Origin of the sequence: Thermobifida fusca YX (assembly GCF_000012405.1) — a bacterium.
GTDB classification, from domain to species: Bacteria; Actinomycetota; Actinomycetes; order Streptosporangiales; family Streptosporangiaceae; genus Thermobifida; species Thermobifida fusca.
Genome location: NC_007333.1, coordinates 1,978,218 through 1,992,396, shown reverse-complemented (window position 1 = coordinate 1,992,396; position 14,179 = coordinate 1,978,218). Strand labels below are relative to the sequence as shown.

General features: G+C 67.9%; 11 protein-coding genes. 4 read left to right on the top strand and 7 right to left on the bottom strand.

Features of this window, described 5'->3' with window-relative positions:
- Positions 1 to 61 precede the first annotated feature (61 nt).
- The 5 genes from TFU_RS08425 to TFU_RS08405 all read right to left on the bottom strand — a co-directional run bounded on the left by TFU_RS08425 (position 62) and on the right by TFU_RS08405 (position 5,064).
- Positions 62 to 742, bottom strand: a complete 681-nt coding sequence (locus TFU_RS08425) for a GntR family transcriptional regulator (RefSeq protein ID WP_011292137.1) — start codon at positions 740 to 742, stop codon at positions 62 to 64.
- 269 nt (positions 743 to 1,011) lie between these two features.
- Complete coding sequence (locus tag TFU_RS08420; RefSeq protein ID WP_011292136.1) at positions 1,012 to 2,046, bottom strand: LacI family DNA-binding transcriptional regulator; 1,035 nt, start codon at positions 2,044 to 2,046, stop codon at positions 1,012 to 1,014.
- A 71-nt stretch (positions 2,047 to 2,117) separates the two neighbouring features.
- Complete coding sequence (locus TFU_RS08415; RefSeq protein WP_016188785.1) at positions 2,118 to 3,032, bottom strand: NAD-dependent epimerase/dehydratase family protein; 915 nt, start codon at positions 3,030 to 3,032, stop codon at positions 2,118 to 2,120.
- 23 nt (positions 3,033 to 3,055) lie between these two features.
- Positions 3,056 to 3,913 carry a PmoA family protein gene (locus TFU_RS08410; RefSeq protein ID WP_011292134.1) on the bottom strand — a complete coding sequence of 286 codons (858 nt, stop codon included), beginning with the start codon at positions 3,911 to 3,913 and terminating at the stop codon, positions 3,056 to 3,058.
- Positions 3,910 to 5,064, bottom strand: a complete 1,155-nt coding sequence (locus TFU_RS08405; RefSeq protein WP_011292133.1) for a Gfo/Idh/MocA family protein — start codon at positions 5,062 to 5,064, stop codon at positions 3,910 to 3,912. The genes TFU_RS08410 and TFU_RS08405 overlap by 4 nt, the downstream gene beginning before the upstream one ends.
- 162 nt (positions 5,065 to 5,226) lie before the next feature.
- On the opposite strand from TFU_RS08405, the gene TFU_RS08400 reads away from it, so the two are divergent.
- Positions 5,227 to 6,747 (top strand): aldehyde dehydrogenase (NADP(+)), encoded by a 1,521-nt coding sequence (locus TFU_RS08400; RefSeq protein ID WP_041428059.1) that lies wholly within the window; start codon positions 5,227 to 5,229, stop codon positions 6,745 to 6,747.
- Between the two features lie 179 nt (positions 6,748 to 6,926).
- On the opposite strand, the gene TFU_RS08395 is transcribed toward TFU_RS08400, so the two are convergent.
- Positions 6,927 to 8,261 carry a Gfo/Idh/MocA family protein gene (locus tag TFU_RS08395; protein ID WP_011292131.1) on the bottom strand — a complete coding sequence of 445 codons (1,335 nt, stop codon included), beginning with the start codon at positions 8,259 to 8,261 and terminating at the stop codon, positions 6,927 to 6,929.
- 490 nt (positions 8,262 to 8,751) lie between these two features.
- On the opposite strand from TFU_RS08395, the gene TFU_RS08390 reads away from it, so the two are divergent.
- Genes TFU_RS08390 through TFU_RS08380 form a run of 3 tightly spaced genes read left to right on the top strand, consistent with a single transcriptional unit; the run spans position 8,752 to position 11,941 of the window.
- Entirely contained in the window at positions 8,752 to 9,726 is a 975-nt protein-coding gene (locus TFU_RS08390; protein ID WP_011292130.1) for a carbohydrate ABC transporter permease, read from the top strand.
- The gene (locus TFU_RS08385; RefSeq protein WP_011292129.1) at positions 9,716 to 10,594 is read left to right on the top strand and encodes a carbohydrate ABC transporter permease; all 879 of its coding nucleotides are present in this window, start codon (positions 9,716 to 9,718) and stop codon (positions 10,592 to 10,594) included. Before TFU_RS08390 ends, TFU_RS08385 begins: the two co-directional genes overlap by 11 nt.
- Positions 10,595 to 10,612: 18 nt before the next feature.
- A complete protein-coding gene (locus TFU_RS08380) occupies positions 10,613 to 11,941 on the top strand; it encodes an ABC transporter substrate-binding protein (protein WP_011292128.1) in 1,329 nt (442 codons plus the stop codon).
- A 111-nt stretch (positions 11,942 to 12,052) separates the two neighbouring features.
- Here the strand turns inward: TFU_RS08380 and TFU_RS08375 are convergent, their stop codons facing one another.
- The gene (locus TFU_RS08375; protein ID WP_016188779.1) at positions 12,053 to 14,074 is read right to left on the bottom strand and encodes an acyltransferase family protein; all 2,022 of its coding nucleotides are present in this window, start codon (positions 14,072 to 14,074) and stop codon (positions 12,053 to 12,055) included.
- Positions 14,075 to 14,179 lie beyond the last annotated feature (105 nt).

Below are 14,179 nucleotides of genomic sequence, written 5' to 3'. Positions count from 1 at the left end.
CGATGATCGGAGGTATTCACTGGCTGGCCCCTTGTGGGGGCGCTCTCAACGCGGGGGACTGCTACTCCTGTGCTGAAGTGGTCTCCTGGGCTGTGTAAGGCTGACGGAGCCGGCGCCTGGCGTTGTCCAGGTGCTCATGTAGTTCTGCGAACACGGCCTCGGGGTTTCCCTCCTCTATGAGGCGGGCGAGCAGTTCGTGCGCCCTGACTGAGGGGGTGAGGTCCGTGTAGCGCTCATTGGATGCCAACAGCAGCATTTCGATCGTGGGCCGGTATTGAGCCCAGACGTCGCCGAGCCTGCGGTGTTCGGCGACGTCGTAGAAGACCGAGTGAAAACGAAGGTCGGCCGCTGTGAAGGCGGTAGGGTCGTGCTCCTCTGCGGCGCGGCGCATGGCATGCAGTGCACGGTTGAGTCCGGCGACCAGGCTGGCCCGGTCCCGGTCCAGCGCGATGCGGAGTGCCAACCGTTCCATCGCCTCCCGCAAAGAGAACAGTTCGTCGATGTCGGCCCCGCTGAGCCCCACAACTGTGGCGCTGCGGCGGTTGGTATCGATGAGCCCTTCGGCCGCCAGGATCTTGAGGGCGTCGCGGATTGGTCCGCGGCTCAGGTCGAACTGCGCAGCCAGGTGGCTTTCCACGAGAGGGGTGCCTGGAGCGTAGCGGCCAGTGATGATGAGGCGCCGTAGTTCACTGGCGACCTGATCCCCTAGAGCCTGCGGTCTAATGGGCGAGATCTCCGGCATCGTTTCCTTTCGGTTAACCGTTGACAGTTAACAGACTGGCGTGCGATGTGGCGCACGTCAAGTCCGCTGCGTGCGGTTTTTCGCATCTGAACAGGGAAAGTAACGGAAAACGCCGAGGGGCAGGGGTTGTCGTCGGACAGCGAATTTTCTGGCGGGGGATAGCGAGAGGGCATCCACCGCTGTGCACGACACGGCCAAGACGACGACAGCCGCAGGCCCCGCGGGGCCTGCGGCTGGAAGCAGGCAAAGCCAGAGATGGTGGACAGCAGTCAGCTCCGGGTGGGCGGTGCTGTGCTCTCCCGGGCGATGACCTCGCCTTGCACGGGGATCACCCGCGGCTCGTCAGGCGTCTCCCCGTCCAGGGCCAGCCGGGCCGCCTCTTCGCCCATCTTCTCCAAGGGCAGACGCACCGTGGTCAGCGCCGGGGTGAGGTCGCGGAGGGTGGGGATGTCGTCGAAACCTGCCACGGACAGGTCCTCCGGCACTCGCAGCCCCAGATCCCGCAAAGCCGCCATCGCACCGGTGGCCATCACGTCGTTGACCGCGAACAGGCAGGTCGCGTCGGTGCCCGTGGCCATCAGCCGTTTGGTCGACTCATACCCCCCGTCCCGGGTGAACGCGCCGTGCACCACGTTGTGGTAGGCGAGCTCGATCCCCGCGCTCGACAGGGCCGAGTGGAACCCGTCCAGCCGGTCGCGGGCAGCGCACAGGTCGGTGGGGCCAGCCAAGATCGCGAACTTGCGGTGCCCCAGCTCGATGAGGTGGCGGGCCAGCGCGGCAGCGCCGTTGCGGTTGTCGGGCACCACCGTGTCCGCGGGCAGGCCCTCCTGGGAAACGCAGGCGACCCGCCCGCCCTGCCGGGTAAAGATGCGGATCTCGTCAGCGAGTTTGCGGGTGCTCTCCTCGTCGATCGTGCGGCTACCCACCAGGACCACCGCGCGGGCGCGGTGCGCGCGCAAGGTCGAGAGCAGCTGCACCTCGCGTTGCGGAGCGCGTCCGGTCGTGCCCAGCACCACGACGAGACCCTCACCCTCAGCGTGGCGGGTGACTCCAGCGGCGATGCTGGAGAAGTACGGGTCGGCGATGTCGTGCACGATGAGCCCCACCAGCGAGCTGGTGTTGCGGGCCAGTGTCTGTGCTGACGCGTTGGCCAGGTAACCCAGCTCGCGGGCGCTCGCGGTGACGCGCTCCCGGAGTTTCTCACCGACCTGCCGGGTACTTCCGTTGATCACGCGCGACGCGGTTGCCAGGGAGACCCCGGCGTGTTTAGCGACCTGCTCCAGTGTCACGTACCCGGATCCCACCCCGTCGCCCTTTCCCCTGCGTGCCACCAGGAAAACTCTTTCCTTTCTGCTCGTGGGGCGGCGGTGGCGGCTCAGGAGCCCGCACCACCGCCTCCGCCCTGGACGTTCTCCCGAAGTTCAGTACGCCACTGCCTCCTAGCACGCCAGCCTAGGGCCTTGAAGGCAGCGGTTGAACTGAAAGCTGCCTGACTGTCGGCCAGCGTCTCGGCCAGTCCCGCAGTGGTGGGATGGAACTGCGGCAGTAGTTCCCGCAACGGACGAGTGGCCAGCGGGTCCTCGGCGATGGCGTGGAAGACCTGTCCGTTAGCCACCCGCTCCGGATGTTCGAGGATCAGTGCGAACAGTTCGCCTGCATCGCGGGCGTCGATGTAGTTGAACAGCGAGACCGCTGCCAGTTCCGGATTGGCCAGCCGTTCAGCTACGGTGTGCCCCTGCTGGGTGGGAGCGCCCTCCCACTCTTCCGGGGCGATCACGTATCCGGGCCGTACCGTCGCCACCACGCAGTCGCCGCTGGTGCGGGCCACCGCACGCACTGTCTCTTCGATGATGAGCTTGCTCAACCCGTAGGCGTGCCACGGCGCCACCGGGTGTTCCTCATCTAAGGGTAGGTAACGGGGGCGCCAAGAGGGAGTGTTGTACCCGAAAACAGTGGGACTGGACGCGGCTACTGCGCAGCGCGCCCCGCAGGCGACCGCGTCGGTGAGCACCGCCCAGGCCAGCCGGGTGTTGATGTCGAGGATTTCCAGGTCGGGGCGGGCGAACGGGACCGCGATGCCCGCCAGGTGGACCACGCCTTCCGGACGGGCTTCCGCGAATACGCGGGCGCGGGCGTCGTCGTCGAGCAGGTCCGCGACCACGCCGCGGACCCCGTCAGGGCACGGGCCGTCCACAAGGTCGACGGAGGTGACCTCGTGACCGCGGTCGGCGAGCACCGCGACCACACTGCGGCCGAGCCGTCCCGAGCCGCCGGTGACCAGGACACGCATGGATACCGCCTTTCTACCGAAGGTCATGGACGCTTCCGGGCCGCGTCGGCGAGCGCAGCCGGGTCGGGGCAGCCGTCGGCGATGACCGTGGTCACCTGCCGTTCCAGGGTGCTCCCCGCGGGGACGGGGAGCCTGCGGGACCAGGCGAGGGCTGTGCCGACGCCGGGGTATTCCGCGGCCCGCAGGAACCACGGGTCGCGTTCCGGGCCGTCCTGGGTGAACACCAAGGTCCAGGCGCGTCCTTGCGGGGAACGGCCGACCAGCGCCAGCCAGGCGGCGCGGGAGCCGTGCAACTGGTCTTCGGTGTCGAGGCCGGGGCCGAAGACCCGCGGCGGTTCTGCGGCGATCGGAGCCCGCCAGAAGAAGCCGCCGTAGCCGGCCCGGGGACGCCCGTTGGTCGCCGGGCTGCCAATGCTCAGGTCCCGTCCGCTGGTGTTGCACAGCCGGGTGGCGACGTCGAGAGCCCACGCGTCGGGGCTTATCGGACGCGCGGTCCAGGAGCGTTCCTCCCGCAGTAGTTCTGTGCCGTCCGGCGCAGTCCACGACACCAGTTCCACGAGGTGTGCGTCATCGACTGTGATCCAGGACACGTGGTGCTGGCGGCCGTGGTTGTCGAGCATGACGGAGCCGCGGTCCCGGGTGAAGGTGCGGCCACCCCAGAAACTCACTCCGGACACGTCGGCGACCGCGATGCTGACCCCCAGGTGGTGCCGGTGGTCGTCGGGGTAGACCTCGGTGACGGTGGTCTGGCCGAGGGTGGTGACAGGGTGCAGGTAGGGGCGAGGGGAGAGGGTGGGGGCGACGTCGGAGCCGTCGCAGTAGCGGGCGACGACGGTGCCGCACACCGAGAGGGTTGCTGGAGCTGGGGTCGGATTGGTCACGGGGCCACCTCGGTCATCGATGCCCAGGGGGCGTCGAGTTCGGAGAACAGGGCGATGTGGGAAGCGCTGCGGTGGACAAGCTCGTCGATGCCGGACACTATGCGGCGGGTTCCTTCCGCGGTGACCGACACCTGCTGGGCCGACTCGGGGATGGGACGCGGGTCGGGCGCACACCGGACCGCTTCCAGGACGGTCATGAAGCCGCGCGTGGCCTCGGGCGGGACGAGGAGCGGCACTTCCCGGGTGATGTGGGCTACCAGGTTCTCCATGAGGCCGGTGCGGGGATACACCGTGGTGACGGGGTCGGCGCTGTCCCGGTCGAGAGTGACGCGGTCCAGGGTGTATTCGAAGATGATCCTCCCCGTCTCCCCGTGTACTACGAGCTGGGGCGGGCGATGTTCGGCGGCGCACAGGGTGACCGCGATCGAGATTGGCACGCCGGTGGAGGAGCGGAACCGCACGCACGACGTGTCGTCGCTTTCGATGGCGTGGGCGTGGAAGAGCTCCAGTTCGATGGGGCCGGACACGGCCCCCTCAGCGTCGGCGACGGCCAGGGCGGTGATGATGGCGTGCGCGAAGGGGTTGGTGAGGGCCCCGTCGACCACGTCGCGGCCGTCCAGTCGGCGGCGGCCCGCCCACGCGGCGCGCTCGTAGTAGGCCGAGGTGCGGATCCAGGTGCCCGCCCCGCCGATGCCGCGCACGGCGCCGATTGCCCCGTCGGCGATGAGACTGCGCACGGCTGCCACAGCGGAAGAGCCGAGGCTTTGGAAACCCACCTGGCAGGCCAGGCCGGAGAGGGCCACGGCCGTGCACAGCTCCTCGAACTCGGCCAGCGTGGCGGTGGGGGGTTTCTCCACCAGCAGGTGGGAGCCGTGTTCGAGGGCGGTCCGGGCGAGCGGCAGGTGGGTGTGGATGGGGGTGACGAGGATGGTGATCGCGGCGCCGGTGGTGCGCAGCACGTCGGAGAGGTCGGGGGAGTAGGTCACCGACCCGAAGCCGTCCAACAGGGAGGGGGGTACCGGACGGGGGTCGCACACCCCCACCAGCCTGACAATCCCTTGTTCGCTGAGGCGCTGCAGGGTGCGCAGGTGGGAGCGGCCGTGCCCGTGCACGCCGGCGAGGACGACCGGGATGGGGAGGGTGGGGGTCATCGCGGCATCACCCGAGGTCCGCGAAGGGGAATCGGCCTGGGGTGTGTGGCGGTGACGGTGTTCACGACATCGACTCCCTTGGCTGCTATCGTCAATGGAAAGCGCTTGCCCAATGTAGGCGGCGCCGGAATGCCATGTCAACGAGAGGACGTGCAACCGCCCATGGCAGACGTCGTCAGCATCGACCCACGCACCGGCACGCCCGTGGAGACCGTGGCCGCCACCACCGGCGACGCCGAGGTGGATGCGCTGTGCCGGGCCGCCGCGCAGGCCGCCCCCGTCCTAGCCGCCATGTCCCGCGCTGAGCGGGCCGCGCTGCTGCGCGCTGTAGCCCAGGCCTTGGAGGCGGAGCGCGCGGCCATCGTCATGGTCGCCGACCGGGAGACCGCGCTGGGCGAAACCCGCCTCAATGGTGAACTCACCCGCACCTGCTTCCAGTTCGAGCAGTTCGCCGCCGCCCTCGAAGAAGGCTCCTACCTGGAAGCCACGATCGACCACGCAGCGGACACCCCCATGGGGCCCCGCCCCGACCTGCGGCGTATGCTCGTGCCCCTCGGCCCGGTCGCGGTCTTCGGCGCCAGCAACTTCCCGCTCGCCTTCTCCGTGCCCGGTGGGGACACCGCCTCGGCGCTCGCCGCGGGCTGCCCGGTGGTGGTGAAAGCACATTCCTCCCACCCGGCGACGTCGAAGCTCTGCTACGACATCATGGTCCGCGCCCTGCGGGAGGCCGGGGCCCCCGACGGTGTCCTCGGCATCGTCTACGGGCAGCAGGCCGGGGCCGCCCTGGTACGTCATCCCGTGATCCGGGCCGTGGGCTTCACCGGATCGCTCCGCGGCGGGCGGTTCCTCTTCGACCTCGCCTCCTCTCGCCCCGACCCCATCCCCTTCTACGGCGAGCTCGGCAGTATCAACCCGCTCGTCGTCACCCCGGCAGCGGCTGCCGCCCGGGCACAGGAGATCGCCGAAGGAATTGTGGGCTCCTTCACCCTGGGCGCGGGCCAGTTCTGCACGAAGCCGGGGCTGGTCTTCCTCCCCGACGATGCGGCAGGAAAACAGGTGGGCGAGGCTATTGCCGCGGCCGTAGCCGAGCGGCAGCCCGTGGTGCTGCTCAACGCCGCGATCCAGCGAGACTACCTGGCCCGCTGGGAGCAGACCGCCGACGACCCCGCGGTGCGCCGCCGTGCCGAAGGCGCCCCCGCCGACTCCGCCGGCTGGAGCGTGCCGGTGCGGCTGCTGGAGACGAGCGCCGAAGAGCTCACCGTCGCCGCCACCGAGGAGTGCTTCGGCCCCGTGACCGTGCTCGTCACCTACCGCGGTCTCGACGACCTGCGCGCGGCCCTGGCGAAGGTGCCGGACTCGCTCACCGCCACCCTCATCGCCGAAGACGACGAGGAGTTCGCCGACGAGGTGGCGCCGGTACTGCGCGCTATGGCCGGCCGCCTGGTCTACAACGGCTACCCCACGGGAGTGGCGGTGAGCTGGGCGATGACCCACGGCGGGGTGTGGCCTGCGACGACTAACGCGCTGCACACTTCGGTGGGCATGACCGCGATGCGCCGCTTCCTGAAGCCGGTGACCTGGCAGAACGCTCCGCAGCGGCTGCTTCCCGACGAACTGCGGGACCACCCGGAACACCCGGTGCCGCGCCGGGTGAACGGCCGCCTGGTGCTGCCGGAGCACTAAAGGGGCGCTGCGCAGTGCCCAGGGCTGCTCGGCACCTCGCCGGGCAGCCCTGGAGGCGCTGTCCCGGATGAAATGAGCGGCCGACAGGCGAGGCGCCCCCGGCGGCGGCCACTTCCACCGGGGGCGCAGGGATCCCGCGCCTCAGGAGGGGACAGCGGCGCGGGACTCTCGGGTGCGGGCTAGTCGTGCAGGAGCGTGTCCACCACCACGGGGGCGCCCGTCTCCATCGACTTGTTGGCGGCAAGCCCGGTGAGCAGGGCATAGGCGCCGTCGTTGTGGTCGGGACGGATACCGTCGTCTCCGCCGCCGAACAGCGAGTCGAGCATGCGGATGTCGCCGCCGCCGTGCGAGCCTTCGCCGACCGCGACGGGGATGTTCTGCGGCGGCTCCCAGTGGGGGCGCAGGGTCAAGGTGGCAGTGGTGTTCTCCTTGGGGGCGGGCATGCCCCGTACCGGTGTGGTCTCGTCCTGGTGCGGCGAGGTCCACGGGGATTCGGTGACGTCAAGCTCGAGGCGGCCCCGGCTGCCGGTGATCGCGAGTCGGTAGCCCTCCCAGGGGGCGTAGGCCACCAGGTGGTAGGTGAGCTTGACTCCCGAGGCGTAGCGCACCAGCACCGACATGTCGTCTTCGATGGTGATGCCGGGGCCGAAGACGTTGAGGTCGCGCCGGTAGCCGTCCTCGTGCTCAGCGTCCAGGTAGAGCTTGGTGAGGTCCGCACTGTCGCGCAGGTGGAGGGCGAACGGGTCGTTTTCGGCCGCGGGGCTGTTGTGGGCGCGCTCGTAGTCGGCGGCTACCCCGTGGCGGCGGCCGTTCTCCGGCCCGTAGAAGAACAGGTCGCCCCAGGCGAAGACTTCGGTGGGACGGGAGCCGATCCACCAGTTGACGAGGTCGAAGTGGTGGCTGGCCTTGTGCACCAGCAGGCCGCCGGAGTTGTGCTTGTCCCGGTGCCAGCGGCGGAAGTAGTCGGCCCCGTGGCGCAGGTCGAGCAGCCATTCGAAGTGGACAGAGCCGATCTCTCCGATAACGCCGGAGCGCAGCAGGGTGTGCAGTTGGCGGTGGACCGGGTTGTAGCGGTAGTTGAAGCCGACGGTGACCCGACCGCCGGTGCGCTCCTGGGCGGCGTAGATGCGGCGGCAGCCCTCAAGGTCGGCGGTCATCGGTTTTTCCGTGATGACGTCGCGGCCCGCGTCCAGGGCGGCCACGATGTAGTCGGCGTGCAGCCGGTCCACGGTGCACACGATCACCTCGTCGACCGCCTCAGCGTCGAGCATCCGGGTGAAGTCGTCGGGGTGGTAGGTGGGGACCGGGTCGTATCCTGCCTGCGTGACGATTTCGTTATGCACGGCCATCCGGGTGCGGTTGGGGTCGCATAGGGCGACAAGACGGCCGCGGTCGGCATGGGTGGTGACCAGGGCACGGGTGTACATCCGGGCGCGTGACCCGGTGCCCACGATCGCGTAGCGGCGTGGTGCGGGAGAGGGTTCGACTCCTGGCTGTGGTGTGTGTTCGTTCACGCTCCATATGGTAAACGCTTTCCATGACTCTGTGCAGAGGGAGGTGGGAGAAGTGCGGCAGAACCCCGGATTCTTGCGGGAAACCCCCTCTTCACGATGGTTCTCGGTTTTCCAGGTAGGGATACCGCTTACCTCGACCGGGAGGTCGAAAAGGGCTGGCGCGGGGATGCGGGGCACGGAGTGTGCTGAGATGGTTTCTCACCGCTGCACACGCGTCCGATCAGGGATTTTGCTGAACATCCGAGGAAAAGAGGAGTTTTTCTGTTGGTCAAATCGTTGACACCCTCGTCACCCGGTGCTAGAAACTGAACACCATACCTTATGGATAGCGCTTACCAAGCTCGCTGCAGGATAATCCCAGAGTGGTTTTCTGCACGTTCGTCCCAGAGCACGTTCAGCCAGTAGATGGGCGGTTCCACGTTATGAACCCAGACCTGGTCACCGGATCTACCGCCGTGCCGGGGGCGGGTTACCTGGACGGTGAGGCGCCATGAGCGCGCTGCTGCAGCGGCGTCCCGTCACGTCCGGGTCACCTCCCTCCGCCGCACCAGCCACACCTCCGCAGCCGAAGCCGCGCCGTTGGGCTCCCCGCAAACTCCGCGAGACGCTCACGGCCTACGGCTTCCTCCTACCCTGGTTCATCGGGCTCTTCTGCATCACGCTCGGGCCGATCCTCGCCTCGCTGTACTTCTCCTTCACCGACTACAGCCTCATCGGCGAGCCCTCCTGGGTCGGTCTGGACAACTACCGGAGGATGCTCGACGACGAGCGGCTGCACACCTCGATGAAGGTCACCTTCATCTACGTCTTCGTCTCGGTGCCGCTCCAGCTCGCCCTGGCCCTGGCCCTGGCGCTCGTGCTGGACCGGGGAGTGCGTGGCCTGTCGATCTACCGCTCGGTGTACTACCTGCCGTCCCTGCTCGGCGGCAGCGTCGCCATCGCGATCCTGTGGCGGCAGATCTTCGGCGCCAACGGCCTGATCAACCAGATTCTCGGGTTCTTCGGAATCCAAGGGGAAGGATGGGTCTCCCACCCCGACTACGCGCTGGGCACCCTCGTGGTCCTGAACGTGTGGACGTTCGGCGCGCCCATGGTGATCTTCCTCGCCGGCCTGCGGCAGATCCCCACCATGTACTACGAAGCCGCTGCCGTGGACGGAGCCGGGCCCGTGCGCCGGTTCTTCACCATCACGATCCCCCTGCTCACCCCGATCATCTTCTTCAATCTTGTGCTGCAGATGATCAACGCCTTCCAGACGTTCACCCAGGCGTTCATCGTCAGCGGCGGCACGGGGGGACCGAGCGACTCCACCCTCTTCTACACACTCTACCTGTACCAGAAGGGCTTCGGCGCCTTCGACATGGGCTACGCCTCGGCGATGGCCTGGCTGCTGCTGATGATCATCGGCGGGTTCACCGCAGTGAACTTCATCGCCTCCAAGTACTGGGTCTTCTATGGTGACTAAGACAACCGCGACTGCCACGGGACAGAAGAAGGCGCGCAACGAGCGGATCCGCCGCCTCCTCCTCATCCACGCAGGGCTGGTCGCCTTCGGCGTAGTGATGCTCTACCCCCTGCTGTGGATGCTCTCCAGCTCGTTCAAACCGACCGAGGAGATCTTCCGCGACCCCAGTCTGATTCCCAGCACCTTCATGCCGGGGAACTACACCGAAGGCTGGACCGCACTCCAGCATCCCTTCCACCACTACCTGCTCAACTCGGCGATCGTGGTGGCCGGGGCGATCATCGGCAACCTCCTCGGCTGCTCCATGGCCGCCTACGCCTTCGCCAGGCTGGAGTTCTTCGGCAAGAAGCTGTTCTTCGCCATCATGCTGATGACGATCATGCTGCCGATCCACGTCGTGATCGTCCCGCAGTACATCCTGTTCGCCAAGCTGGACTGGATCAACACGTTCTACCCGCTGATCGTCCCCAAACTGCTGGCGACCGACGGCTTCTTCGTCTTCCTCATGGTCCAGTTCATCCGCGGCCTGCCCCGGGACCTCGACGAGGCGGCACGCATCGACGGGTGCGGGCATGTGCGGATCTTCCTGCAGGTGATCCTGCCGTTGTCCATGCCGGCCCTGGCGACCACGGCGATCTTCACCTTCATCTGGACGTGGAACGACTTCTTCAGCCAGTTGATCTTCCTCACCGACCCGAACATGTACACCGTCCCCGTGGCGCTGCGCACGTTCGTGGACTCCACGAGCCAGACCTCCTGGGGCCCGCTGTTCGCGATGTCGATCGTCGCCCTCGGTCCGGTCTTCGGCTTCTTCCTCGCAGGTCAGCGGTATCTCGTCAGAGGCATCGCCACCACCGGGATCAAATAAGTGAAGGGAACAGTGACGATGAGAGCAGAATCCCCCAGCGGACGCCCCTCAGTCCGCCTCCGCTCCCGGACCCTCCCTCTGGCCGCAGCCCTCACCGCGCTCACCATGGTCGTGAGCGGCTGCGGCGGCCAGGGTGGCGACAGCGCGGACGGTGTTGTCGAACTCCGGTTTTCCTGGTGGGGGTCGGATGAACGCCATGCGATGACCCAGGAGGTCATCGAACTGTTCGAGGAGCAGAACCCCGGGATCAAGATCGTCGGCGAGTACACCGACTGGGCATCCTATTGGGACAAGCTCGCCACCACGACCGCGGCGGGAGACGCCCCCGACATCATCACCCAGGAAGAGCGCTACCTGCGCGAGTATGCGGAGCGGGGTGCACTGCTCGACCTGTCCCAGTTGGACGGCCTGGACCTGTCCAAGATCGACCCGCTGGTCGCGGAGAGCGGCGACCTCGACGGCGCCACCTACGGGGTGGCGACCGGCGTCAACGCCTATGCGATCCTCGCTGACCCGCAGGCGTTCGCCGACGCCGGCGTGGACATGCCGGACGACGACACGTGGACGTGGGACGACTACGTCAAGATTGCCGCGGAGATCAGCGAGAAGAGCAACGGCGAGATCGTCGGCACCCAGGCCATGGGCTACAACGAGACCGGGTTCGCGATCTTCGCCCGCCAGCACGGCGAGTCCCTCTACACCGAGGACGGCAAGCTCGGCTTCTCCAAGAAGACCCTGGAGAAGTGGTTCCAGTACACGGTCGATCTTCTGGAGAGCGGAGCGCAGCCGGGCGCGTCCGAGAGCGTAGAGATTGAGGCTGGCGGCCCCGACCAGTCGGTCCTCGCCACCAACAAGGGCGCCATGGCGCACTTCTGGACCAACCAGCTCGGCGCGATCAGCGCTTCCTCGGGCCGGGAGATCGAACTGCTCCGCTACCCCGGGGAGACCGAGCACGAACGCACCGGCATGTACTTCAAGCCGGCCATGTACTACTCCATTTCCGCGGGCACCGAGCACCCGGAGGAGGCCGCCAAGTTCGTCGACTTCCTGCTCAACAGCGAGGAGGCCGCCGCGATCCTGCTTGCCGACCGGGGCCTGCCCGCCAACGTGGAGGTCCGCGAGTCGATCGTGGACGCGCTGCCTGAAGCGGACCGCCGCAGCGCCGAGTTCCTCGCCGAGATCGAAGGCACGATCGTCGACGGCAACCCGCCGCCGCCCATCGGCGCTGGCCAGGTGGTCGACATCATCAAGCGCATCAACGACGACCTGATGTTCGGCCGGCTCACCCCGGCGGAGGCCGCGGACCGCTTCATCAAGGAAGTGGAAGACGCCACCAAGGCCTCTTAAGCCACTCCCTCCTCACTCCCTCCCCATGAGCGGGCCCGCCGCGTTCCTCCCACGCGGCGGGCCCGCACGTGTCCGGGCGGGGCCCTGCCCTCCGCCGAGGGCCGGACGCGCTCAGAGCACCTCTTCGAGCCGTTCAGCCAGGTCGTCGGAGAGCAGGCGCGAATAGGTGGCCGTGATGTGGTGGCTGTCCCGGTAGACGAGGACGTTGCCGATCACCGCCGGGCAGATGTCGTCCAGGCAGAAGCGGTCGCTCAAGTCCACGATCGGCGTGTCCACGTCGCCCTCCTCAGCCGCAATGACCTGCGGGTCCTCGCCGTTGAGCGCGCTGTCCCGCTCCCGGACGCAGGCTTCGACGTCCGGACTGTGCAGGTCGATGCACTCCACGATCCGGCTGCGGGTGGTGGGAGTGTCGCGCAGGGCCACCACGGTGATGCCCGCCTCGTCCAGAAGCTGCCACAGCGCGGACATGCCTTCGGCCACCGCGCGCCGGGCTTCCTCCTCATCGCCGTCCATGCCGTAGGGGGTCGCCTTGGCCCGCGAACTGGTGATCACGAAGTCCGGATCGAGTTTGTGCAGTTCGGAGAGGACGTTCTCGGTCCACAACTGGCACTGGGTGTAGGGGGTCTCCTCCCCGGGGCGGACGAGCAGGGTCGCGGTGAACGCACACGAAGACTTGGTGAACGTGTACAGCTGCCAGTCGCGGTCCTCAGCGATCTCCTGCAGTGCCGGGGACCAGTGGGCGGCGTGCGAGTCGCCCACCAGCGCCACCGTGGTCTCAGCGTCGTCAGGACCGTAGACGCACGGGGAGGGAAAGGTGTCCTCCTCCGAGGACTGGCAGCCGTCCTCGTACAGGTCGGGCAGGTCGTCTTCGGCGGTCAGCACCGAGGGGTAGGGCGGGGCGGTGAGCTCCTCAGGCCGGTCCTCCTCGTCCAGGGCCTGCGGCCCGAGGTGGACCTCCGGGTTGAATTCGACGGAGCGGATCTGCTGGACGTGGGAGTTGATGCCCCACGCGGTCCCGGACACCACGATGATCCCGGACAGTGCGAACGCCAGTGCGGTGCGTCCGGTGCTGAGGAGGCCGCGCATGCGGATCGGGTCCTCCACCGTGATCTTCGTCAGCCAGGCGAGGAGGATGGAGAGGGCACCCAGGGCGACGGCGGTCCCGAAGGACAGCTCTGTCTCGTTGAACATGCCCAAAGCAATCACAATGAGCGGCCAGTGCCACAGGTAGAGGGCATAGGAGATGTCGCCGATGAACCGGGCGGGGCGGGTGCTCAGCAGCTGCCCGGCGCTGTAGCGGCTCCTGCCTTCCCCCGCGGCGATCACCGCGGCCGCGCCCAGGACCGGCAGGGCAGCGGCGTACCCGGGGAACGCGGTGTGCTCGTTGTAGTAGACCGCGGCCACGCCGATGGCGACCAGGCCGGCCCATCCCACGGGGTCGCGCAGCCGGTCAGGCAGGTTCCACCGGGCGAGGACGACTGCTAGCAGGCCGCCTGCGGCCAGCTCCCACATCCGGGTGAAGGGGACGAAGTAGGCGGAGGTGGGGTCGGTCTGTGTCATCACCACCGAGCAGATCAGGGAGGCGGTGATGATCACGGTGATGGCGCCGCCCAGGACGAGTTCACGGCGCTGTTCGGAGAGGCGGGAGCGCAGCGCTGCCCAGCCCACGAACAGGAGCGGCCACACCAGGTAGAACTGCTCTTCCACCGCCAGGGACCAGAAGTGCTGGACCGGGCTGGGCGCTTCCTCCGCAGCCAGGTAGTCCACGGTCTGCGCGGCCAGCACGAAGTTTTCGATGTAGGCGGCGCTGGCAGCGAGTTCCAGCGCGGCCTGCTCCAGACGGGTGACGGGAAGCAGGAGGACCGTGGCGATCCCGGTGGCCAGGAGCACGAGGGTGGCCGCGGGCAGGATGCGGCGGACCCGGCGGATGTAGAACTGGCTGACCGAGATCCTGCCGTGGTCGTGGACCTCACGTAGCAGGAGGGAGGTGATGAGGAAACCGGAGATGACGAAGAAGACGTCGACTCCGACGTAGCCGCCAGGGAGGACGGCGGCGTTGAGGTGGTAGACGAGTACTAAGAGTACGGCTACCGCGCGCAGCCCTTGCACCTCGGGCAGGAAGCGCCGGGGCATCGGACGGGAGGGGCGTGCACGTGGAGGCACGGCGGGGGCATCCACTGACACGAGGTATCGCTCCAAGCGTCGGTCGGAAGCAGGGGCCAGTACCTGAGACGGTCT

Excerpts from the sequence above, each read along its gene's own strand:
- TFU_RS08425 (WP_011292137.1), bottom strand. The coding sequence starts at position 742 with ATGCCGGAGATCTCGCCCATTAGACCGCAGGCTCTAGGGGATCAGGTC.
- TFU_RS08415 (WP_016188785.1), bottom strand. The coding sequence starts at position 3,032 with ATGCGTGTCCTGGTCACCGGCGGCTCGGGACGGCTCGGCCGCAGTGTG.
- TFU_RS08405 (WP_011292133.1), bottom strand. The coding sequence starts at position 5,064 with ATGACCCCCACCCTCCCCATCCCGGTCGTCCTCGCCGGCGTGCACGGG.
- TFU_RS08400 (WP_041428059.1), top strand. The coding sequence starts at position 5,227 with ATGGCAGACGTCGTCAGCATCGACCCACGCACCGGCACGCCCGTGGAG.
- TFU_RS08390 (WP_011292130.1), top strand. The coding sequence starts at position 8,752 with ATGAGCGCGCTGCTGCAGCGGCGTCCCGTCACGTCCGGGTCACCTCCC.
- TFU_RS08385 (WP_011292129.1), top strand. The coding sequence starts at position 9,716 with ATGGTGACTAAGACAACCGCGACTGCCACGGGACAGAAGAAGGCGCGC.
- TFU_RS08380 (WP_011292128.1), top strand. The coding sequence starts at position 10,613 with ATGAGAGCAGAATCCCCCAGCGGACGCCCCTCAGTCCGCCTCCGCTCC.
- TFU_RS08375 (WP_016188779.1), bottom strand. The coding sequence starts at position 14,074 with ATGCCCCGGCGCTTCCTGCCCGAGGTGCAAGGGCTGCGCGCGGTAGCC.